The organism is Polaromonas sp. (assembly GCF_030680935.1).
In the GTDB taxonomy this organism is placed as follows: domain Bacteria; phylum Pseudomonadota; class Gammaproteobacteria; order Burkholderiales; family Burkholderiaceae_C; genus Polaromonas.
Genome location: NZ_JAUXUP010000024.1, coordinates 1 through 19,427, shown reverse-complemented (window position 1 = coordinate 19,427; position 19,427 = coordinate 1). Strand labels below are relative to the sequence as shown.

The window sequence follows — 19,427 nt, the reverse complement described above, 5'->3', positions numbered from 1 at the left end:
AAATGACGACACCCCCTACCCCTACCGGCCTTCAACTGCAGTCCCTGGTCAAGCCGGAAGGCGTGCTGGAGATATCGCTCGCCAGCGTGCCCACGCCCACCCCTGCCGACGATGAGGTGGTGGTACGCATAGAGGCCACACCCATCAACCCGTCGGACATTGGCTTGCTGTTTGGCGCGGGTGACATCAGCACCGCCAAGCTGTCGGGCCCGGCCAGCCACCCGGTGGTGACGATGCAGATTCCGCCAGCGGCCATGAAAGCCATGGCCGGCCGGCTGGGCCAGGCCATGCCCGTGGGCAACGAAGGCGCGGGTGTGGTGGTGGCGGCGGGCAGCGCGCCTGCCGCGCAGGCGCTGCTGGGCAAAACGGTAGCCCTGCTGGGCGGTGCCATGTATGCGCAATACCGCTGTATCAAGGCCGAACAATGCCTGCTGCTGCCCGAAGGCAGCACACCGGCCGAGGGGGCCTCGTGTTTTGTCAACCCGCTGACCGCGCTGGGCATGGTGCAGACCATGCGGCTGGAGGGGCACACGGCCCTGGTGCACACGGCAGCGGCGTCGAATCTGGGGCAGATGCTCAACAAGATTTGCATCAAGGACGGCATAGGCCTGGTCAACATCGTGCGCAAGCCGGAGCAGGCGGCCTTGCTGAAGTCGCTGGGCGCGACCTATGTGTGTGACGCCACGGCGCCCACCTTCATCGAGGACCTGACTCAGGCCCTGGTGGCTACCGGCGCCACCCTGGCCTTTGACGCTACTGGCGGCGGCAAGCTGGCCGGGCAGATCCTTGGCTGTATGGAGGCTGCGCTGAACCGCACGGCCAAAGAGTACAGCCGTTACGGCTCCATCACACACAAGCAGGTTTACATCTACGGTGGGCTGGACACGCGGCCCACAGAGTTCAACCGCAACTTCGGCATGGCCTGGGGCATGGGCGGCTGGTTGCTGTTTCCGTTTCTGCAGCGCATTGGTGCAGAGGCCGCGCAAGCCCTGCGCCAGCGTGTAGCCAATGAGCTGAAGACCACCTTTGCCAGCAGCTATTCAAAAGAGATTTCACTGGCCGAGGCGCTGCAACCGGCAGAGATTGCGGTGTACGGCCAGCGCGCCACGGGCACCAAGTACCTGCTCAACCCCAACAAAGGACTGGTGGCCTAATCGCGCGGCTCGCCCGACGCAGGTTTGGCCGAAAAGCGCAGCACACCATCGCGCAGCGGTGAAAAGCGCAGCACCAGCAGGTCCAGCAGGTAGTTCTGGTACATGCGCCACGGCCGGCGCAGGCCCTGGCGCGCCAGCAAATGGGCCGAGCGCTGCACATAGCCGGAGCTCAGGTCGAGGAAGGCCTGCGTCGGCAGCTGCGGGTCGTCATTGACCGGTACACATACCTCAAGTTGATGCGCTTGCATCTCGTTGAGCAGCCGGCAGACATAACGCGCCACCAGCTCGCACTTGAGCGTCCACGACGCATTGGTGTAGCCAGAGGCCACCGCCATGTTGGGCACACCGCTGAACATGGCCCCCCGGTAGATGACGGTCTTCGAAAAGTCCACCGCCACACCGTCCACGCTGAGCGCCGCGCCGCCCAGCACCTTGAGCTCCAGGCCGGTGGCGGTGACGATCACGTCTGCCGCAATTTCCTGACCTGAAGCCAGGCGTATGCCCGTCGGCGTGAAACATTCGATCTGGCCGGTCACGATGTCGGCCTTGCCCTCGCGGACGGCGCGGAAGAGGTCGGCGTCGGGCGCGATGCACAGGCGCTGGTCCCATGGCTGGTAGCTGGGCGCCAAATGGCGCTGCACGTCGAAGCCCGGGCCCAACAGCCGCGCGGCCTGCCGCAAAATCAGGCGCCTCACGGTGGCAGGCCTGCGGCGCGAAAACTGATAAAACGCGCTGGCCAGCACAATGTTCTTCCAGCGGATCAGGGGGTGAGACAGCCGGTTTGGCAGCCAGCGCCGCAGCAGCGCGCCGATGCGGTCGTGTGCCGGCAGGGCAACGATGTAGCTGGGTGAGCGCTGCAGCATCGTCACATGGGCCGCGGTGGCCGCCATGTCGGGCACCAGCGTGACCGCGGTGGCGCCGCTGCCGACCACCACCACCTTGCGTTGGCTGTAGTCCAGCCCGGCCGGCCAGTGCTGCGGGTGCACGATGCGCCCGCCAAAACTCTCACGGCCGGGCCAGGGCGGCTCGTGGCCCTGTTCGTAGTTGTAGTAGCCGCTGCAAAAAAACAGGAAACGGCAGGAAAAATGCACTTCGCGCGTGGCCTCGCCCGGGGCAGTGAGGCTGGCGCTGACGCTCCAGCGTGCCTGCCGCCCATCCCAGGCGGCGCTGGTGACGCGATGGCCAAAACGGATGTGCCGGTCTATGCCTTCATCGCGCGCCGTGGCGTTGACATACGCCCGGATGTCTGGCCCGTTTGCAAAGCTGGCGTCGCTTTCCCAGGGCCGGAAGCTGTAACCCAGGGTGAACATGTCGGAGTCGGAGCGCACGCCGGGATACCGAAACAGGTCCCAGGTGCCGCCGATCGCCTGCCGGTTTTCAAGAATTACATAGCTGCGTGTCGGGCATTGGGTCTGGAGGTAGTGGCCCGCCGCCACGCCCGAGAGCCCGGCGCCCACGACCACGACGTCGAAGAAGCTGGAGTCGGTGGGGCTGGCTGTCATGTGGGCAGTTTAAGTGACGCCGGGTACGCGCTGGGTGCGTCAGCTGGCGTACATCAGGCGAAAAAAAACCGGCCCAAAGACCGGTTTTTTTAATGGAGCTGCAGAGCTTAGTAGCTGTTGCGGCCACCGCCGCCGCCGCCGCCGTAGCCGCCGCCACCGCCACCACCGTAGCCACCACCGCCGCCGCCGCCATCACGACGACCGCCACCGCCGCCGCCGAAGCCGCCGGTACGTGGCTCCATCGGACGGGCCTCATTGACGACCATGTCACGGCCATCAACGGACTTGCCGTTCATGCCGCTGATGGCTGCCTGGGCTTCCGCGTCGCTGGACATTTCCACAAAGCCGAAGCCCTTGGAGCGTCCGCTGTCGCGGTCCATCATGACTTTGGCGGAAGTGATCGCGCCAAATTCAGAAAAGTGTTGTTGCAGGGAATCGTCGTTCACCGAGTAGGAGAGGTTGCCGACGTAAAGTTTCTTGCCCATTTTGGGACCTTTCAAAAAAGCTTGCGGGTTTTGAATAAACACGCGAAGCGGGTATGACGGTTTCGGTTAAAAAACCGGTCAACGAAATTGACGCACGGCATAAACCATGCGTTCAGTGGAACCGGGGTCACTTCGCCAGGGCTTAAACCGGCTGGTGTCCCAAGTTGTAAATTCGGTCGGGGGAAGGAGGAAAAGAGACCGGGGTGAAGCTCGCCGCTGGGGGAGTTTGACGACCGGGAGGGCCGGAACTATCGGCCAAAATGGTTCGGAGGCGGCATGAGAGGTGCCACTTCCTTGTCAGACTACAGTTGTTGCAAAGGAAAGCATTTTTGCAACAGCGCGCCTATTTTACTCCTCTTCTGAACTCTCCGGGATTTTGGCCCGTCCAGGCCCTGAATGCCCGGCTAAAACTTTTCTCGTTTCTGAAGCCTGCCGCGTCGGCCACCTGCTTGACGGGCTTGTCGCTGCGATGCAGCAATTGCCCGGCGCTTTCGAAGCGAACTTCGTCTTTCAGGGCCTGTAGAGAGGCTCCTTCATCCTTTAATTGCCGGTGCAGCGTGCGTGCAGAAATGTTCAGCAGCGCAGCCACTCCACGGGCGTTGTGTGCCTGGTTGGGGTGGGCAGACAGCACTTGCCGCACATGCTGCAGGGTTTTTTCATCGCGCCAAACTGCAACGGGCCGGAAACATCAGGCCATAAGTGGCCACGAAATCCCACACTCCCGACCAGCGCCCCCGCATACCTGGCCGGCGCGGTCGCCCGGACAATCAGACCAGCACTATTTGCGTACGCATGCTGTGCAGCGCGAACAGCACTTCTTCCTGCTCGCGTTGCCCGATCCCGTTTTTCTTCATGGCGTCCAGCGAATCGTCCAGCACCGCCATGAATTCAGACGCAGCGATGTTCATGCCTTTGTGCGCGGCCAGCAAGTCCTTGCCCTTGTAGACATTCGGGCCACCCGTGATGGAAATGAAAAAAGTGGCGGCCGCATTCTTGAGTTTGGGCAGATCCGTTTCCGAAAACCGGGTGGCTACGCGGGTGTTGATCATGTGGTTGTCAACCAGATCGCCCGCCAGACGGGTTATGCCTGCGGTCGCGCCAAGGCGTTCATAAAGTGATTGGGTCATTGTGTTCTCCAGTGGTTGGGAAAAGTTGCTTCAATACCGGACTCATGATTGAAGTGGCTTCACCTTAGTCATGCCTGCGGGACCTGTGAAGTACAGGATCTGTAGTGCGCCCACTGTTCTGCCTTGACCCGGTTCGCAGGAGCGCGTAGGCTGGGGCAGCCGCTCGGGCGAATGGTAGCGGTGCGCAGCGTGCGTCGCGCGTTTTCTTCACGATTCCGTCTGACTGGCGTGATCAATGGCCTCGCCAGGAGCATGGAACATGAAGACTTACGGACAATTTTGTCCGCTGGCACAGGCGACCCAGTTGCTGTGCGAGCGCTGGACCCTGATCATCGTGCGCGAGTTGATGGCGGGCAGTACCCGTTTCAGTGAACTTCAACGCGGTACGCCTCTGCTTTCGCCGACCTTGCTGTCCACGCGCCTGAAGCAACTGGTCAATGCGGGTGTGGTCGTGATGCATGAAGCCAGGCCCAATCCCACCTACCACCTGACTCCCGCGGGGCAGGCGTTGCGCCCCATCATCGAACACCTGGGCATTTGGGGTCATCACTGGGCCGGCTCGAGGCTGAACGATGGCGACCTGGATGCCGGCCTGCTGATGTGGGATATGCGCCGCAGCGTTGACGCCCAGGTGTTCCCACAGCGGCGGGTGGTCGTGCAGTTTGAATACCCCGATGCGCCAGCCGGGGCGAGGGACTGGTGGCTGGTGTCCGAAAGCGGCGAGATTGACTTGTGTCTGCATGACAACGGCTACGAGGTGGACATCCTGATCCGCTGTTCGCTCAGAACCATGACCGAAATCTGGACCTGCAGGCGGCCGTTCAGCGACGCGGTGAGGAGTCGCGACATTGACGTCAAGGGTGATTCGAAGCTGGCCGGCAGACTGCAAGACTGGCTGCGTACCAGCGCCTTGTCCGGGCTGGGCGCACAGAGTGAATCACGCAGCGCCGATGAGGCGACTCACTGAGTCCGGCACTCGATAAAACGCGGCTAAGCTGCATCGCCATCTACTGTGTAGTTTCGGCGCCCTCAACCCGCCACCTTCATGCTTTTCTTCGAAACTCCCCCGGCGACACCCCGGCCCACAGGCGGAAGGCGCGGGCAAAACTCTTCTCATTGCGGAAGCCCGCGGCATCGGCCACCTGCTTGACCGGCTTGTCGCTGCGGTGGAGCAAGTCTTTGGCGCGTTCAAACCGCACCTCGTCCTTCAGCGCCTGCAGTGACGCGCCTTCTTCCTTCAGTTGCCGGTGCAGGGTGCGGGCCGAGATGTTGAGCAGAGCGGCGATGCCGTCGGCCTTGTGTGCTTGCTCGGGCCAGGCGGTCAGGGCCTGGCGCACCTGCTGCACCAGCAGGCGGTCGCGCCGGTATGGCAGCACCGTCAGGGGCAGGGCGCGCTGCAACATGTGCTGCAGGGCTTTCTCGTCGCGGCGCAGGGGCAGGACCAGGTAACGTGCGTCGAAGCGGATCTCGGCCTGCGCGGCAACAAAACGCAGCGTTCCGGGAAACATCAGGCCATAAGCGTCCACATGCGCCGGCGCAGCAAACGGAAAACGCGCACCCTGCAGCGGGATGCGCGAGTCGATGTACCAGCAGGCCAGCCCGTGGATGTTGCGCAGCACATGGACCAGGCAGAACTCCCGCGCGGCCTGGCCTTGTCGGCCCAGGTGAGCGCGTTCCTCGATCTGAATGGCAGCGCTTTCGCCAGCGGTCACCAGCTTGAGCTGGATGTCGTCCGCCAGCAGGCTGTGGTGGCGGCACCAGCGCTTGAGGGCCACGCCCAGATTGGGCGCACTGAGCGAGGCCCTGGCCAGCATGCCGTAGCTGCCCCAGGGCAGCCGACGCGAGAATGCACCGAGTGCTTCGTCGTCCAGTTCCTGCATGGCCGCGCCGGACAAGACCTCCATCTGGCGGGCGGTGATGCGGGCGTCAGCCTGCTGCAGCTTGGTTGGCGTGATCTGTGCCTGCTTCAGTGCCTTGACCGGGTTTTGGCCGTTTCTTTCGTAGGCTGCTGCAATGACTCTTGCAAAAGCCATAGGTGTGGCCGCAACAGCCTGTGTGGGTGCGGTGGACAGGCGGCGGGCAGGCATGAGTCAAGTTTGCGTCAAGTTGGCACGATTTGCAACCTGCGAGGCGCCCACATGGGAGCTTCCCGGGTCCGTGCCGGGCAGTTTGGCGTTAAGGTGTGGCTGATGTGCGGCCACGCGTGCCGCTATGAGGAAAACATGCCAGTTCTGGAGACAAAACTCAACGCCCGCTCTGCGGACTTTCAGGCCAATGCCGCCGCCATGCGCGCGCTGGTGGCTGATCTGCAGGTGCAAGTGGCCAAGGCCGCCGCCGGTGGCGGTGAAGCGGCCCGGGCCAAACACGTGGCGCGCGGCAAGCTGCCGCCGCGCGAGCGGGTGCAGATGCTGCTGGACCCGGGCACGCCTTTCCTCGAACTGGCGCCGCTGGCGGCGCTGGCCATGTACCCCGACCGCGATGGCAGCGACAGCGCACCCTGCGCCGGCGTGATCACCGGAATCGGCCGGGTCAACGGTGTGGACTGCATGATCGTCTGCAACGACGCGACGGTAAAAGGCGGCACCTACTACCCGATGACGGTCAAAAAACATTTGCGCGCACAGGAAGTGGCGCAGCAAAACCGCCTGCCCTGTATCTATCTGGTCGATTCGGGCGGCGCCAATTTGCCGAACCAGGACGATGTATTCCCTGACCGTGACCACTTCGGCCGTATCTTCTACAACCAGGCCAACATGAGTGCGCTGGGCATTGCCCAGATTGCAGTCGTGATGGGCAGTTGCACGGCCGGCGGCGCCTATGTGCCTGCCATGAGCGACGAGACCATCATCGTCAAGGAGCAGGGCACCATCTTTTTGGGTGGCCCGCCGCTGGTCAAAGCCGCCACGGGAGAGATCGTCACCGCCGAAGACCTGGGCGGCGGCGACGTGCACACGCGCCTGTCGGGCGTGGCCGACTACCTGGCGCAGAACGACGCGCATGCGCTGGCACTGGCGCGCGCCGCGGTCGGCAACCTGAATACAAACTACAAGCAAAAAGAGGCTCCAGCCCATATGGGACGTGCGCCACGTGCTCCTGAATTTGCAGCAGATGAGGTTTACGGCGTGGTGCCGGTTGATACCCGCAAGCCTTATGACGTGCGCGAGATCATTGCCCGCATCGTGGACGGCAGCGAGTTCGACGAGTTCAAGGCACGTTTTGGCGCCACGCTGGTGACGGGTTTTGCGCACATCGAAGGCATGCCGGTCGGCATCATCGCCAACAACGGTATTTTGTTCAGCGAGTCGGCGCAAAAGGGCGCGCATTTCATCGAACTCTGCTGCCAGCGCAAGATCCCGCTGGTGTTTTTGCAGAACATCACCGGCTTCATGGTCGGCCGCAAGTACGAGGCCGAAGGCATTGCCCGCCACGGCGCCAAGATGGTGATGGCCGTGGCCACTGCCCAGGTGCCCAAGTTCACCATCATCATCGGCGGCAGCTTTGGCGCCGGCAACTACGGCATGTGTGGCCGCGCCTACAGCCCGCGCTTTTTGTGGATGTGGCCGAACGCGCGCATCTGCGTCATGGGCGGCGAGCAGGCCTCGTCGGTGCTGGCCAGCGTTCGGCGCGATGCCATCGAGGCCAAGGGCGGAACCTGGACTGCCGAAGAAGAAAAAGCCTTCAAGCAGCCCATGCTGGACCAGTTTGAACACCAGTCGCACCCCTATTACTCCAGCGCGCGGCTGTGGGACGACGGCGTGATCGACCCGGCAGACACGCGCCGCGTGCTGGCGCTGGGCCTGCGCGCCAGCCTGAACGCGCCTATCCCTGAGCCGAAGTTTGGCGTCTTCCGCATGTAACGCGCCAGAAAGAACCCATGTCCAACGCCTCGATTTACGACACCCCCGAGTACGAATCCCTGCGCGACCAGATTGGCCGTTTTATTGCCAAAGAGGTGGAGCCGCACGCCGCCGCCTGGGAGGAAACCGGTTGCGTGCCGCGCGAAGTTCTGAGGCGCATGGGCCAGGCCGGCCTGTTCGGCCTGATGTATGAAGAGAAGTACGGCGGCGCCGACAGCGACGCGATGACCAACCTGGTGTTTGCCGAGGCGTTGTCGCAATCGACTTTTGCCGGTTTCATCATCACCGTGCTGGTTCACACCGACATGGCCAGCCCGCATCTGCACCATGCGGGCAATGCGGCGCAAAAAGACAAGTACATGAAAAAGGTGATTGCCGGTGAGCTGATCACCGCCGTCGGCATCACCGAGCCGGGTGCCGGCTCCGACGTGGCAGGCATCCGCAGCACCGCCAAACGCGAGGGTGACGACTGGGTGCTCAACGGCACCAAGATGTTCATCACCAATGGGGTGCACGCCGACCTGTATTTTGTGGCGGCCAAGACCGGGCCAGGCAAACGCGACATCTCGATGTTCATTGTCGAGAAGGGCACGCCCGGCTTCACCGTTGGCCGCGCGCTCAAGAAAACCGGCTGGCTGTCCTCGGACACGGCCGAGCTGATTTTCGACAACGTGCGCATTCCCGCCTGGAACTTGCTGGGCGAGGAGGGTAAGGGGTTTTATTCGGTCATGAAAAACTTCCAGACCGAACGCATCGCGCTGGGTGCGATGGCGGTGGGCCATTGCCAGCAGGCGATCAAGCTCACGCTGGACTACGTGCGCCAGCGCCAGGCTTTCGGCGGCCCGCTGTGGGACCAGCAGGTGATCCGCCAGCGCCTTTCCATGCTGGACGCGAAGACGCGTGCCGCGCGCGCTTTCATGTACCACTGCGCCTGGCGCGTGACCCAGGGCCATGACATCGTGCAGGACGTGTCCATGCTGAAGGCGCTGACCGGCGAACTGGTCAACGAGGTGGTGCAGACCTGCCAGCAGTTCCATGGCGGCATGGGTTACATCCGCGAGACCGCGATTGAGCGGCTGTGGCGCGATGCGCGCGTGCTGGCCATTGGCGGAGGCGCGACCGAGGTGATGTTGGAAGAAGTCGCCAAGCGTTATTGAACGGAAAGAAGCAGGCCATGAAACATCTTGAACTGAGCTTCGGCGGCGGTATCTCTACCGTCACGTTGAACCGCCCGGAGGTTCGCAACGCCTTCAACGACGAAGTGATTGCCGAATTGACGGCGGTGTTCATCGAACTGGGCAAACGCCAGGAAGTGCGCTGCATCGTGCTGGCCGCCAACGGAACCGCTTTTTGTGCCGGTGCCGACCTGAACTGGATGAAACGCATGGCCGACTACACGCGCGACGAGAACGTCGCCGATGCGGGCGCGCTGGCCGAGATGCTGCGCGTGGTGTATGCCTGCCCCAAGCCGACGATTGCCAAGGTGCAGGGCGATGTCTATGCCGGCGGCACTGGTCTGGTCGCGGCCTGCGACATCGCGGTCTCGGTGGACAGCGCCGGGTATTGCCTCAGTGAGGTCAAGCTGGGCCTGATCCCGGCGACCATCAGCCCTTACGTGATCCGCGCCATGGGCGCGCGTGCTGCGCACCGTTACTTTCTGACAGCCGAGCGCTTTGATGCGGCTGAGGCCTTGCGCATTGGTTTTGTACACGAAGTGGTCACCGCCACCGAACTGGATGTCAGGGTCGGCGAACTCGCAAAAACGCTTGTCAACGCCGGCCCGGAAGCGATCAGGCTATGCAAGATGCTGGTGCAAGACGTGGCGCACCACGAAATCACACCATCGCTGATCCAGATGACGGTGGAAGGTATTGCCGACATCCGTGTCAGCCCCGAGGGGCGTGAGGGAGTGCAGTCCTTCCTGCAAAAACGCAAGCCCAACTGGTTGCAGTCTGTCTGAAACGATGTACCTGTCCATGCGCCCCCCAAAATTGATTTTTGTCGCCGTGTGCCTGGCTGCGTCACTTGGCCCGGTCATGGCGCAGTCCGGGGACATCGACGCATCTCTCAACGAGACCGTGGTGCAGATACCGAAAAAGGGCCTGTTCAACATTGCGCTGGAGACCACGCTCTACAGGCCCGACGGTGAGGGTCCTTTCCCGGTGGCGGTGATCAACCATGGCAAGGCCTATGGCGACGCGCGTTTTCAGGGTCGTTACCGGCCGGCGACAGCAGCCCGCTACTTTCTGCAGCGGGGCTACGCGGTGGTGGTGCCCATGCGGCAGGGCTTTTCGAAATCGGGCGGCAGCTACATAGGCGGCGGATGTAATGTAGAGAGCAATGGCAAGGTGCAGGCCGAGGATGTCAAAGCGGTGCTTGACCATGTGGTCACCCAACCCTGGGCCGACAAGGACCGCATCGTGGTTCTGGGCCAATCCCATGGCGGCTGGACCACGCTGGCTTTTGGCCCGCTGAATTACCCCGGAGTGAAGGGCCTGGTCAATTTTGCAGGGGGATTGCGACAGGAGGGCTGCAACAGCTGGCAGAAGGCCCTGGCCTCGGGGGCGGCCAGTTATGCCGCTCAGACCCGTTTGCCCTCCTTGTGGTTCTATGGGGACAACGACAGCTATTTCACGACAGACACCTACCAGGCCATGTTCGACCAATACACGGCGGCCGGCGGGCAGGCCCGTCTGGTGGCGTTCGGAACTTTTGGCAACGATGCGCACAACATGTTTGCATCGCGCGCCGGACAACGGATCTGGCAGCCGGAAGTCTCGCGCCTGCTGGCGTCTGTGGGCCTGCCCAGCGAACCTGTAGGCAACTTTGCAAAATACGCCGCGAGCGGACTGATGCCCGTGCCACCCAGAACCGGGTTTGCCGCCATCGACGACGAGAGCAAACTTCCCCATGTGCGCGACACCGGGCGCGCGGCCTACAAAACCTACCTGACGAAATTTGTCCCGCGCGCCTTCGCCATAGGAACGGATGGCGCCTGGGGCTGGGCCGACGGCGGCGAAGATCCCTTGAGGCGCGCGGTGGACAACTGCCAGCGCAACAGCAAAACGCCATGCAAACTCTATTCGGTGGACGACTTCATCGTCTGGCCCTGAGGAGACACGTATGCAGCCCCTGGACACCGCACAACTGATTGCCCTGGCTGGCGCGCTGGGCTGGGCCAGTGGCATTCGGCTTTACCTGGTGATATTGCTCACCGGGCTGGCCGGTTTTATGGGCTGGCTTGTCCTGCCGCAAGGCCTGCACCTGCTGGCGCATCCGGTGGTGCTGGGTGCCAGCGGGTTCATGGTGTTCGTTGAATTCTTTGCCGACAAGATTCCGGGGCTGGACTCTCTGTGGGACGTGGTGCACACCGTCATCCGCATCCCCGCTGGTGCTGCGCTGGCGGCTGGTGTCTTTGGCGCCGACAGCGGCCTGATGGCCTTGCTGGCGGCCCTGATGGGCGGCGCGCTGGCTGCCACCAGCCACACCGCCAAGGCAACCACGCGCGCGGCCATCAACACATCGCCAGAGCCCTTCAGTAACGTGGGCGCTTCGCTGGTGGAAGACAGCGTGGTGCCCGCGGGCTTGTGGCTGGCCATCGCGCACCCGCTGGTGTTTGTTTTCATGCTGGTGCTGATGCTGGCCCTGAGCGTGTGGTTGATCCGTATCTGCTGGCGTTATCTGAGGCAACTGTTTGCACGCGTCGCCCGCATCTTCAGCGGCAAACCCGATACCGGGCCGGCACCGGCTTTCACCCTGAAATCTCCCTTTTCAAAGAACGACTGACATGTTTAAAAAAATACTGATTGCCAACCGCGGTGAAATCGCCTGCCGCGTAGCAGCCACGGCTCGCCGCATGGCGATCCAGACCGTGGCTGTTTACTCTGATGCAGACGCAGATGCCAAACATGTGACGGCATGCGACGAAGCGGTTCACATCGGCAGCAGCGCGCCCAAGGACAGTTATCTGCGCTGGGAAAAAATCATTGCTGCTGCCAGGGCCACCGGCGCCGAGGCGATTCATCCGGGCTATGGCTTCCTGAGCGAAAACGAGGAATTTGCCCAGGCTTGCGGTGCTGCTGGCCTGGTATTCATCGGCCCGCCAGCCTCGGCCATCAAGGCCATGGGCCTGAAGGCCGAGTCCAAACAACTGATGGAAAAAGCCGGCGTGCCGCTGGTGCCCGGCTACCATGGCAGCGACCAGGACCCGGCTCTGCTCAAGCGCGAGGCGGACCGCATTGGTTACCCGGTGCTGATCAAGGCCAGTGCCGGCGGCGGCGGTAAGGGCATGCGTGCGGTCGAGAAAAGCGAAGACTTCGAGGCGGCACTGGCCTCCTGCAAACGCGAAGCCATCAACAGTTTTGGCGACGATGCGGTGCTGGTGGAAAAATATGCGCAGCGCCCGCGCCACATTGAAATTCAGGTGTTTGGCGACAGCCACGGCAACTACGTCTATCTGTTCGAACGTGATTGCTCGGTGCAGCGTCGTCACCAGAAAGTGCTGGAAGAAGCACCTGCGCCGGGCATGACAGAGGCCATGCGCCAGCAGATGGGCGAAGCGGCGGTAGCGGCGGCGCGTGCCGTCAACTATGTGGGTGCGGGCACGGTCGAGTTCATTGTCGAGCAACGCAGCGACGGCACGATGAACTTCTTCTTTATGGAAATGAACACCCGGCTGCAGGTGGAGCACCCGGTCACCGAAGCCATCACTGGCCTCGACCTGGTGGAGTGGCAACTGCGCGTCGCCTCGGGTGAAAAGTTGCCGCTGGCGCAGGACCAGTTGCGCATCCATGGCCATGCGATTGAGGCGCGCATCTGCGCCGAAAGCCCGGACAACAATTTCCTGCCAGCGACCGGCACGCTGCATGTGTATGGCTTGCCGCCTTCGGTTTCTTTTGAGCGCGGGCTGGTGCGTGTGGACGCCGGTGTGCGCGAGGGCGATGTGATTTCACCTTTTTACGACTCGATGATTGCCAAACTCATCGTGCATGGCGATACGCGTGAGCAGGCCCTGGCGCGTATGGACGAGGCGCTGGCGCAGGTGCACATCGTGGGTCTGAGCACCAATGTGCAGTTTTTGCGGCATGTGGTACATAGCCGCTCGTTTGCCGAAGCCGACCTGGACACGGCCCTGATCCCGCGTGAGCAGGCGGTGCTTTTCAAGCAGGAAAAAATCGGCCTGCCGGCTGCAGCAGCGGCAGCCGTGGCCTTGACCCTGCTGGAGGAAAAAAGCCAGGAAACCAGCGACCCCTTCAGCAAGCGCGACGGGTGGCGCGCGCATGGAGTGGCGCTACGCCGCTTTGAGTTTGAGTTTCACGGCGAACCGGCGAAAGCCGAACTGACCTACCTGCATGACGGCGCCCTGCGTCTGGCGGTGGGTGGTCAGGAGGGCCTGTTGGTGTTTTCGCGCGACGGCGATGCGGTCACGCTCGATTTCGGTGGCCAGCGCCTAAAAGCGCGGCTGTACCGCCGGGGAGAAACCGTGCATGTGTTCGCCCGTCAGGGCGCGACACAAATCACGGTGGTGGACATGCTGGCCCATGCCGGCGAGGCCCATGGCGAGGCTGGCCGGCTGACTGCGCCCATGCCGGGCAAGGTCGTGTCGTTTGCCGTGAAGGTGGGTGACAAGGTGAGTAAAGGCCAGGCATTGGCCGTGATGGAAGCCATGAAGATGGAGCACACCATTGCCGCCCCGGCCGACGGGGTGGTGCAGGAGCTGCTGTACGCGCCCGGCGACCAGGTCACAGAGGGCGCAGAACTCCTGAAATTGGCAGCCTGAACATGCAGCCCTTGCCGGTCGAGGTGACGGCACAATTGAGCCCATGAAAATTCTCTTTTGTTGTACCGGCGCCAAGGCCGATCCCTGGGTGGCCGGCTTGCGTACGGAGTTTCCTGCGGAAAGTGTTGAGGACTGGGCGTCGGGCGCACCACCGGCTGACTACGCGGTGGTCTGGGCGCCTCCGCAGAAGTTTCTGAACGAGCAACCCCAGCTCAAGGCGCTGTTTAATATCGGTGCTGGCGTCGATGCGTTGCTGAAGCTGCGCCTGCCACCTGAAGCTGCAGTGGTACGGCTTGATGATGCGGGCATGTCGGTGCAGATGGCCGAGTATGTGAGCCATGCGGTGATCCGGCACTTTCGCGAGCTCGACGGTTACGAGGACGACATCCGCAGCGGCAAGTGGTCTTACCGCAAGCCGCATCTGCGGGCTGACTTCCCGGTGGGTGTCATGGGCCTGGGCGTGTTGGGCGAGCGCGTGGCGCGCACCCTGGCGCAGTTCGACTTTCCGGTGAATGGCTGGAGTCGCTCACCCCGAAGGGTTGAGGGCGTGCAATGTTTTTCCGGTGAATCTGGCATGGCGGATTTTCTGGCGGCGACGCGTATCCTGGTCTGCCTGCTGCCCCTCACACCGGAGACTGAGAACATCATGGACCGCGAAGCGCTGGCCAGATTGCGGCCAGGCGCCTACGTCATCAATGTGGCTCGGGGCGCGCATCTGGTGGACGATGACCTGATCGCGCTGATCAACAGCGGGCATATTGCTGGCGCCACACTGGATGTGTTCCGCACCGAGCCTTTGCCTTCGGAGCACCCTTTCTGGAAACACCCGAAAATCAATATCACGCCGCACACCTCGGCGCGTACGCTGCGCGAGGAAACCATTGCCCAGATTGCCCAAAAAATCCGGGCGGTAGAAAAAGGCGTACCTATTGCCAGCCTTGCCGGTGTGGTTGACCCGAAAAAAGGATACTGATCCCATGAGCATTCCATCCAAAGTCAAAATCGTCGATGTCGGCCCGCGCGACGGCCTGCAGAACGAAAAAGCGCCTGTGCCCGCGGCCGTCAAGATCGAGCTGGTGCACCGCCTGCAGGACGCAGGCCTGACCGAGATTGAGGTCACCAGTTTTGTCTCGCCCAAGTGGGTGCCGCAGATGGCCGACGCCGCCGAGGTCATGGCCGGCATCACGCGCAAGCCGGGTGTGCGTTATTCGGTGCTGACGCCCAACATGAAGGGCTTTGAGGCTGCCGTGTTGTCAAAGCCCGACGAGATCGTGGTGTTCGCCGCGGCCAGCGAAGCCTTCAGCCAGCGCAACATCAATTGCTCGATTGAAGAAAGTATTGAACGCTTCCGACCGGTGACTGAAGCAGCCCTGGCGCGCGGCATTCGTGTACGTGGCGCCATTTCCTGCGCCGTGGGCTGCCCTTACGAAGGCGAAGTGGCGCCGGAGCGTGTGGAGATGGTCGCGCGTCTGCTCAAAAGCATCGGTGTGCAGCACATGGGTGTGGCCGACACCATTGGTGTGGGCACACCGATCAAGGTGCAGCGTGCGATGGAAGCGACGCTGCGGCATTACGACATCGAAGACGTGTCGGGTCATTTCCACGACACCTACGGCCAGGCACTGGGCAATACCCTGATCTGCCTGCAAATGGGCATCTGGAACTACGACACCTCGAGTGCCGGTCTGGGCGGCTGCCCCTATGCCAAAGGCGCCACCGGCAATGTGGCGACTGAAGACGTGGTCTACATGTTGCAAGGCATGGGCATAGACACCGGTATTGACCTCGACAAGCTGATCGATGCTGGAAAGTTCATCAGTGACTACCTGGATCGCAAGCCGAATTCGCGTGCGGCCACGGCCTTGCTGAACAAAAGGTTGAACTGATGTGTGGTGCCGAACTGATGTCCTTGCCTGAGGGCGTGCAGCGCGTTGCTGCCTTGCTCCAGGAGCGCGGCCATCCGCATGCTCCCGTGATGCTCGACGACGCGGCGCGCACGGCGCAGCAGGCGGCCGATGCACTGGGCGTGGCGCTGGGACAAATTGCCAAGAGCATTGTGTTTCGCCGCAAGTCGGATGACGCGGCGGTGCTGGTCATTACCGCAGGGGACCAGCGCGTCGATGAAAAAAAGGTTGAAGCCCTGATTTGCCCCGACGGAAAACGCCTGGGCCGCGCCGATGCAGCCTTTGTCAAGGAGCGTACCGGCTTCTCCATTGGCGGTGTTCCGCCCCTGGCACATGCCACGCCGTCGATCACGCTGATCGATCAGAGCCTGTTTCGTTTTGAGCAGATATGGGCTGCGGCCGGGCATCCGCATGCGGTGTTCGAGCTCAGCCCGCAACAGCTTCAGTTGCTGACCGGCGCGCCGGTGGCCGAGATTGCTGTGGATCCGGTGCAGGAAATCGCAGACTTGCAGCACGCTATTAATTTGGTAGCTGCTCGCGCTCATGAAATAAGGGCTCAGGCCATAAATCTTCCTTCGCCGTGTATCTCGGTGTGCCGCATGAGCGCAGCCAGCGGCTGGTGCGAAGGCTGCTTTCGCACACGCGACGAGATCGCCCTCTGGAGTCAGGGTACCGATACCGACAAGCGCGCTGTCTGGAACCTGATCGAGCAGCGAATGGCGGCCTTGCAGCCATGAAACACATCACCTTCTACCTCGACTTCATCTCGCCCTACGCCTATCTGGCTTTTGAGAAGCTGCCCGAGGCGCTGAAGGGCATCAGCTACAGCGTGACTTACAAACCCCTGCTGTTTGCCGGCCTGCTCAAGCACCATGGACAGCTGGGCCCGGCCGAGATCGCCAGCAAGCGTGAGTGGACCTACCGACAGGTGTTGTGGCTGGCGCAGCAGCAGGGCATCACGCTGAAGCTGCCCGCAAGCCACCCTTTCAATCCGCTGGCTTTGCTGCGCCTGGCCGCGGCCTGTGATGTGCAAGGAACACCCAACCGCTACGTTTGCGAAACGATTTTCCGGCATGTCTGGCAAAGCGGATTAGAGGCGGCGGACGCGCAGCGGACGGTTTCTCTCGCTACGCAACTGGCGCCTCCGCGCGACATCAACGGTGCAGACGTCAAGGCCCAGCTGAGCGCGCACAGTGACGAGGCCATCGCGCACGGCGTTTTTGGCGTGCCGACCATGCTGGTGGACGGCAAGCTCTTCTGGGGACTCGACGCGCTGTCCATGCTGCGTGGCTATCTGCTGGGCGAGAGCTGGTTCGCAGGCGCAGACTGGGACGCAGCAAGCCAGCTTCCCGCTGGCATTCAGCGTCAGAAGTAATCCCGTTCCCCTGCCAGACTGCAAAAGTACAGGTATTCGTGCGGGTTATCCCTTGCCTTGTCAGGGGCCGATAAGTTTCGCGCAAGCTCCTGTTGGATTCACGTCAGAGCTGGGTCAGTGACCTCCAAAATAATTGTGCAAGCCCTCATGTCGAGGGCCTTATTATTTTTGGAGCCCGCCCATGACAACAACAGCGCCCAACAGGCCCATGACACGCGAGGAGAAAAAAGTGATTCTCGCCTCGTCATTGGGGACCATTTTCGAGTGGTATGACTTCTATCTGTACGGCACCCTGGCCGTGATCATCGGTAACCAGTTTTTCTCGGCACTGGACCCCGCATCCCGCACCATCTTCTCCCTGCTGGCGTTTGCTGCCGGTTTTCTGGTGCGTCCGTTTGGCGCCCTGGTATTTGGGCGCCTGGGCGACATGGTGGGCCGCAAGTACACCTTCCTGATCACCATCGTGATCATGGGCCTATCCACCTTCATCGTTGGCTTGCTGCCCAACTACGCGTCCATTGGCGTTGCCGCGCCAATTATCCTGATCGGCCTGCGAATGCTTCAGGGCCTGGCGCTTGGAGGCGAGTACGGCGGCGCCGTTGTTTATGTCGCCGAGCATTCACCCCACGGCAAGCGGGGTCAGTACACCTCATGGATCCAGACCACGGCCACGTTGGGCCTGCTGTTGTCGCTGGTCGTGATTCTTGGCGTCCGCACCGCTGTGGGTGAGGCTGCATTTGCTGAGTGGGGCTGGCGTGTTCCTTTCCTGGTCTCCATCTTTCTGCTGGCCGTATCGGTGTACATCCGTTTGAGCATGAACGAATCACCCGCTTTCACCAAAATGAAGGCTGAAGGCAAGACGTCCAAGGCGCCGCTGTCCGAGTCTTTCGGCCAGTGGAAAAACCTGAAGATCGTTATCCTGGCGCTGGTGGGTCTGACGGCCGGACAGGCTGTGGTCTGGTACACCGGGCAGTTTTACGCACTGTTTTTCCTCACCCAGTCGCTCAAGGTCGATGGCGTGACAGTCAACCTCCTGGTCGGCGCTTCACTGATCATTGGCACTCCTTTCTTTGTTTTGTTCGGCATCCTCTCGGACAAGATTGGCCGCAAGCCCATCATCATGGCGGGTTGCCTTCTGGCCATCGTCACCTATTTTCCGGTCTTCAATGCCCTGACCCAGGCCGCCAACCCGGATCTGGCAGCTGCCCAGGCCAAAAATAAAGTCGTGGTGACGGCAGATGCCAAGGAATGTTCGTTCCAGTTCAACCCCACCGGCACCGTCAAGTTCACCAGCTCGTGTGATGTGGCCAAACAGGTGCTGTCGGCCAACTCGGTTAGTTATGACAATGCAGCCGGTGCTGCCGGCGCGCCAGCGACCATCAAGATTGGTGAGACGGTCATCACCAGCTATACCGCTGTAGGGCTGTCGGCCGACGAGGCCAAGAAGAAGGACGTCGAGTTCAAGAAGGCCACCAGCGACGCACTGAAAGCAGCTGGTTACCCCGCCAAAGCCGACCCGGCCAAGGTGGACAAGCTGATGGTCATCCTGATCCTGTCTTATCTGGTGATTCTGGTGACCATGGTGTACGGCCCGATAGCGGCCATGCTGGTTGAGATGTTCCCGACCCGAATCCGCTACACCTCGATGAGTTTGCCGTATCACATTGGTAACGGCTGGTTTGGCGGCTTGCTGCCTGCGACCGCGCTGGCCATCGTGGCTCAAACCGGCAATATGTTCAACGGGCTTTGGTATCCGATTGTGGTGGCTGCGATCACCCTGGTGATCGGTACGCTGTTCCTCAAGGAAACCAAGGACGTGGACATCTACGCAAACGACTGATACTTGCATGACGGCGCAGGCCTTGGGCTGCCCCGCACATTGATCTGGCTTGCACCGGCCAGCGAGCCCCCGGCATCATGTCGGGGGCTTTTTTTTTTTTTTTTTGGTGCGCCCGGCAGGGCGTACCTACTTCCAATCTCTCTGTAATCGCCTGGCACCGAAAGTACGGTCAGGAACCTTGTTGCCCAGGGTTGCAGCGTTTTCGATAACTGCTTTCCGCAGAATCCAAGGACCGCAACGGGTCCAGTCCTTGGGGGAGTTACTATGACGCAAATCGGCCAACAGCGGTCCGTCGGCTTCATCCCTGAATTTGTGCGATAGCGGACCTTGCGGGGCGCGCACAACGTACGGTGCCAGTGCCAGCGTGCGGTAGCTCAGGTGGTCGCTCGGCGGCGTCCATAGGG

General features: G+C 61.9%; 19 protein-coding genes and 1 pseudogene. 14 read left to right on the top strand and 6 right to left on the bottom strand.

Features of this window, described 5'->3' with window-relative positions; all coding sequences use genetic code 11:
• The first annotated feature begins 2 nt into the window (after window positions 1-2).
• A complete protein-coding gene (locus Q8L50_RS06425; protein ID WP_305347831.1) occupies window positions 3-1,154 on the top strand; it encodes a zinc-binding dehydrogenase in 1,152 nt (383 codons plus the stop codon).
• Here Q8L50_RS06425 and Q8L50_RS06420 read toward each other — a convergent pair.
• The 4 genes from Q8L50_RS06420 to Q8L50_RS06405 form a co-directional block, all read right to left on the bottom strand.
• Window positions 1,151-2,656, bottom strand: a complete 1,506-nt coding sequence (locus Q8L50_RS06420) for an NAD(P)/FAD-dependent oxidoreductase (RefSeq protein WP_305347830.1) — start codon at window positions 2,654-2,656, stop codon at window positions 1,151-1,153. The two genes, Q8L50_RS06425 and Q8L50_RS06420, sit on opposite strands and share 4 nt — an antisense overlap.
• 107 nt (window positions 2,657-2,763) lie before the next feature.
• The gene (locus tag Q8L50_RS06415) at window positions 2,764-3,141 is read right to left on the bottom strand and encodes an RNA-binding protein (RefSeq protein WP_305347829.1); all 378 of its coding nucleotides are present in this window, start codon (window positions 3,139-3,141) and stop codon (window positions 2,764-2,766) included.
• A gap of 343 nt (window positions 3,142-3,484) precedes the next feature.
• Window positions 3,485-3,772, bottom strand: a complete 288-nt coding sequence (locus Q8L50_RS06410; protein WP_370869758.1) for a helix-turn-helix domain-containing protein — start codon at window positions 3,770-3,772, stop codon at window positions 3,485-3,487.
• A gap of 136 nt (window positions 3,773-3,908) precedes the next feature.
• Window positions 3,909-4,268 carry a group 1 truncated hemoglobin gene (locus tag Q8L50_RS06405; protein ID WP_305347828.1) on the bottom strand — a complete coding sequence of 120 codons (360 nt, stop codon included), beginning with the start codon at window positions 4,266-4,268 and terminating at the stop codon, window positions 3,909-3,911.
• A gap of 259 nt (window positions 4,269-4,527) precedes the next feature.
• Between Q8L50_RS06405 and Q8L50_RS06400 the strand changes: the two genes are divergently transcribed.
• Entirely contained in the window at window positions 4,528-5,235 is a 708-nt protein-coding gene (locus Q8L50_RS06400) for a helix-turn-helix domain-containing protein (RefSeq protein WP_305347827.1), read from the top strand.
• Window positions 5,236-5,311: 76 nt separating this feature from the next.
• Here the strand turns inward: Q8L50_RS06400 and Q8L50_RS06395 are convergent, their stop codons facing one another.
• Window positions 5,312-6,355, bottom strand: coding sequence for an AraC family transcriptional regulator (locus tag Q8L50_RS06395; protein ID WP_305347826.1), 1,044 nt, complete (start codon window positions 6,353-6,355; stop codon window positions 5,312-5,314).
• A gap of 135 nt (window positions 6,356-6,490) precedes the next feature.
• Here Q8L50_RS06395 and Q8L50_RS06390 point away from each other — a divergent pair, with 135 nt between their 5' ends.
• The 12 genes and pseudogenes from Q8L50_RS06390 (at window position 6,491) to Q8L50_RS06340 (ending at window position 19,023) form a co-directional block, all read left to right on the top strand.
• Window positions 6,491-8,125, top strand: coding sequence for a carboxyl transferase domain-containing protein (locus Q8L50_RS06390; RefSeq protein WP_305347825.1), 1,635 nt, complete (start codon window positions 6,491-6,493; stop codon window positions 8,123-8,125).
• Window positions 8,126-8,142: 17 nt separating this feature from the next.
• On the top strand, window positions 8,143-9,282 hold the full coding sequence (locus Q8L50_RS06385) for an acyl-CoA dehydrogenase family protein (protein ID WP_305347824.1): 1,140 nt from the start codon (window positions 8,143-8,145) through the stop codon (window positions 9,280-9,282).
• Window positions 9,283-9,299: 17 nt separating this feature from the next.
• Complete coding sequence (locus Q8L50_RS06380; protein WP_305347823.1) at window positions 9,300-10,085, top strand: enoyl-CoA hydratase/isomerase family protein; 786 nt, start codon at window positions 9,300-9,302, stop codon at window positions 10,083-10,085.
• 16 nt (window positions 10,086-10,101) lie between these two features.
• The gene (locus Q8L50_RS06375) at window positions 10,102-11,238 is read left to right on the top strand and encodes a dienelactone hydrolase family protein (RefSeq protein ID WP_305347822.1); all 1,137 of its coding nucleotides are present in this window, start codon (window positions 10,102-10,104) and stop codon (window positions 11,236-11,238) included.
• Window positions 11,239-11,248: 10 nt separating this feature from the next.
• Window positions 11,249-11,911: a DUF4126 domain-containing protein gene (locus Q8L50_RS06370; RefSeq protein WP_305347821.1), complete on the top strand. Its 663-nt coding sequence runs from the start codon at window positions 11,249-11,251 to the stop codon at window positions 11,909-11,911.
• A 1-nt stretch (window position 11,912) separates the two neighbouring features.
• Window positions 11,913-13,904, top strand: coding sequence for an acetyl/propionyl/methylcrotonyl-CoA carboxylase subunit alpha (locus Q8L50_RS06365; protein ID WP_305347820.1), 1,992 nt, complete (start codon window positions 11,913-11,915; stop codon window positions 13,902-13,904).
• Window positions 13,905-13,947: 43 nt separating this feature from the next.
• Window positions 13,948-14,877, top strand: a complete 930-nt coding sequence (locus Q8L50_RS06360; RefSeq protein WP_305347819.1) for a glyoxylate/hydroxypyruvate reductase A — start codon at window positions 13,948-13,950, stop codon at window positions 14,875-14,877.
• Window positions 14,878-14,881: 4 nt separating this feature from the next.
• Window positions 14,882-15,790: a hydroxymethylglutaryl-CoA lyase gene (locus Q8L50_RS06355; protein ID WP_305347818.1), complete on the top strand. Its 909-nt coding sequence runs from the start codon at window positions 14,882-14,884 to the stop codon at window positions 15,788-15,790.
• Window positions 15,790-16,296, top strand: a pseudogene (locus Q8L50_RS18930) (YbaK/EbsC family protein); the annotation flags it as partial. The gene Q8L50_RS06355 and the pseudogene Q8L50_RS18930, both read left to right, overlap by 1 nt.
• Window positions 16,273-16,545, top strand: a complete 273-nt coding sequence (locus Q8L50_RS18925; protein WP_370869759.1) for a DUF1289 domain-containing protein — start codon at window positions 16,273-16,275, stop codon at window positions 16,543-16,545. The pseudogene Q8L50_RS18930 and the gene Q8L50_RS18925, both read left to right, overlap by 24 nt.
• Window positions 16,542-17,183 carry a 2-hydroxychromene-2-carboxylate isomerase gene (locus Q8L50_RS06345; protein WP_305347816.1) on the top strand — a complete coding sequence of 214 codons (642 nt, stop codon included), beginning with the start codon at window positions 16,542-16,544 and terminating at the stop codon, window positions 17,181-17,183. The genes Q8L50_RS18925 and Q8L50_RS06345 overlap by 4 nt, the downstream gene beginning before the upstream one ends.
• Window positions 17,184-17,364: 181 nt before the next feature.
• A complete protein-coding gene (locus Q8L50_RS06340) occupies window positions 17,365-19,023 on the top strand; it encodes an MFS transporter (RefSeq protein ID WP_305347815.1) in 1,659 nt (552 codons plus the stop codon).
• A gap of 126 nt (window positions 19,024-19,149) precedes the next feature.
• Here Q8L50_RS06340 and Q8L50_RS06335 read toward each other — a convergent pair.
• Window positions 19,150-19,427 (bottom strand): hypothetical protein (locus tag Q8L50_RS06335; protein ID WP_305347814.1); only part of this gene is annotated, 278 nt, incomplete at its 5' end.

Bases quoted from the DNA above. Each gene is read 5' to 3' on its own strand.
- Q8L50_RS06425 (WP_305347831.1), top strand. From the start codon at position 3: ATGACGACACCCCCTACCCCTACCGGCCTTCAACTGCAGTCCCTGGTC.
- Q8L50_RS06405 (WP_305347828.1), bottom strand. From the start codon at position 4,268: ATGACCCAATCACTTTATGAACGCCTTGGCGCGACCGCAGGCATAACC.
- Q8L50_RS06340 (WP_305347815.1), top strand. From the start codon at position 17,365: ATGACAACAACAGCGCCCAACAGGCCCATGACACGCGAGGAGAAAAAA.
- Q8L50_RS06415 (WP_305347829.1), bottom strand. From the start codon at position 3,141: ATGGGCAAGAAACTTTACGTCGGCAACCTCTCCTACTCGGTGAACGAC.
- Q8L50_RS06420 (WP_305347830.1), bottom strand. From the start codon at position 2,656: ATGACAGCCAGCCCCACCGACTCCAGCTTCTTCGACGTCGTGGTCGTG.
- Q8L50_RS06375 (WP_305347822.1), top strand. From the start codon at position 10,102: ATGCGCCCCCCAAAATTGATTTTTGTCGCCGTGTGCCTGGCTGCGTCA.
- Q8L50_RS06360 (WP_305347819.1), top strand. From the start codon at position 13,948: ATGAAAATTCTCTTTTGTTGTACCGGCGCCAAGGCCGATCCCTGGGTG.
- Q8L50_RS06370 (WP_305347821.1), top strand. From the start codon at position 11,249: ATGCAGCCCCTGGACACCGCACAACTGATTGCCCTGGCTGGCGCGCTG.
- Q8L50_RS06395 (WP_305347826.1), bottom strand. From the start codon at position 6,355: ATGCCTGCCCGCCGCCTGTCCACCGCACCCACACAGGCTGTTGCGGCC.
- Q8L50_RS06390 (WP_305347825.1), top strand. From the start codon at position 6,491: ATGCCAGTTCTGGAGACAAAACTCAACGCCCGCTCTGCGGACTTTCAG.
- Q8L50_RS06400 (WP_305347827.1), top strand. From the start codon at position 4,528: ATGAAGACTTACGGACAATTTTGTCCGCTGGCACAGGCGACCCAGTTG.
- Q8L50_RS06380 (WP_305347823.1), top strand. From the start codon at position 9,300: ATGAAACATCTTGAACTGAGCTTCGGCGGCGGTATCTCTACCGTCACG.
- Q8L50_RS06355 (WP_305347818.1), top strand. From the start codon at position 14,882: ATGAGCATTCCATCCAAAGTCAAAATCGTCGATGTCGGCCCGCGCGAC.
- Q8L50_RS06345 (WP_305347816.1), top strand. From the start codon at position 16,542: ATGAAACACATCACCTTCTACCTCGACTTCATCTCGCCCTACGCCTAT.
- Q8L50_RS06385 (WP_305347824.1), top strand. From the start codon at position 8,143: ATGTCCAACGCCTCGATTTACGACACCCCCGAGTACGAATCCCTGCGC.
- Q8L50_RS06365 (WP_305347820.1), top strand. From the start codon at position 11,913: ATGTTTAAAAAAATACTGATTGCCAACCGCGGTGAAATCGCCTGCCGC.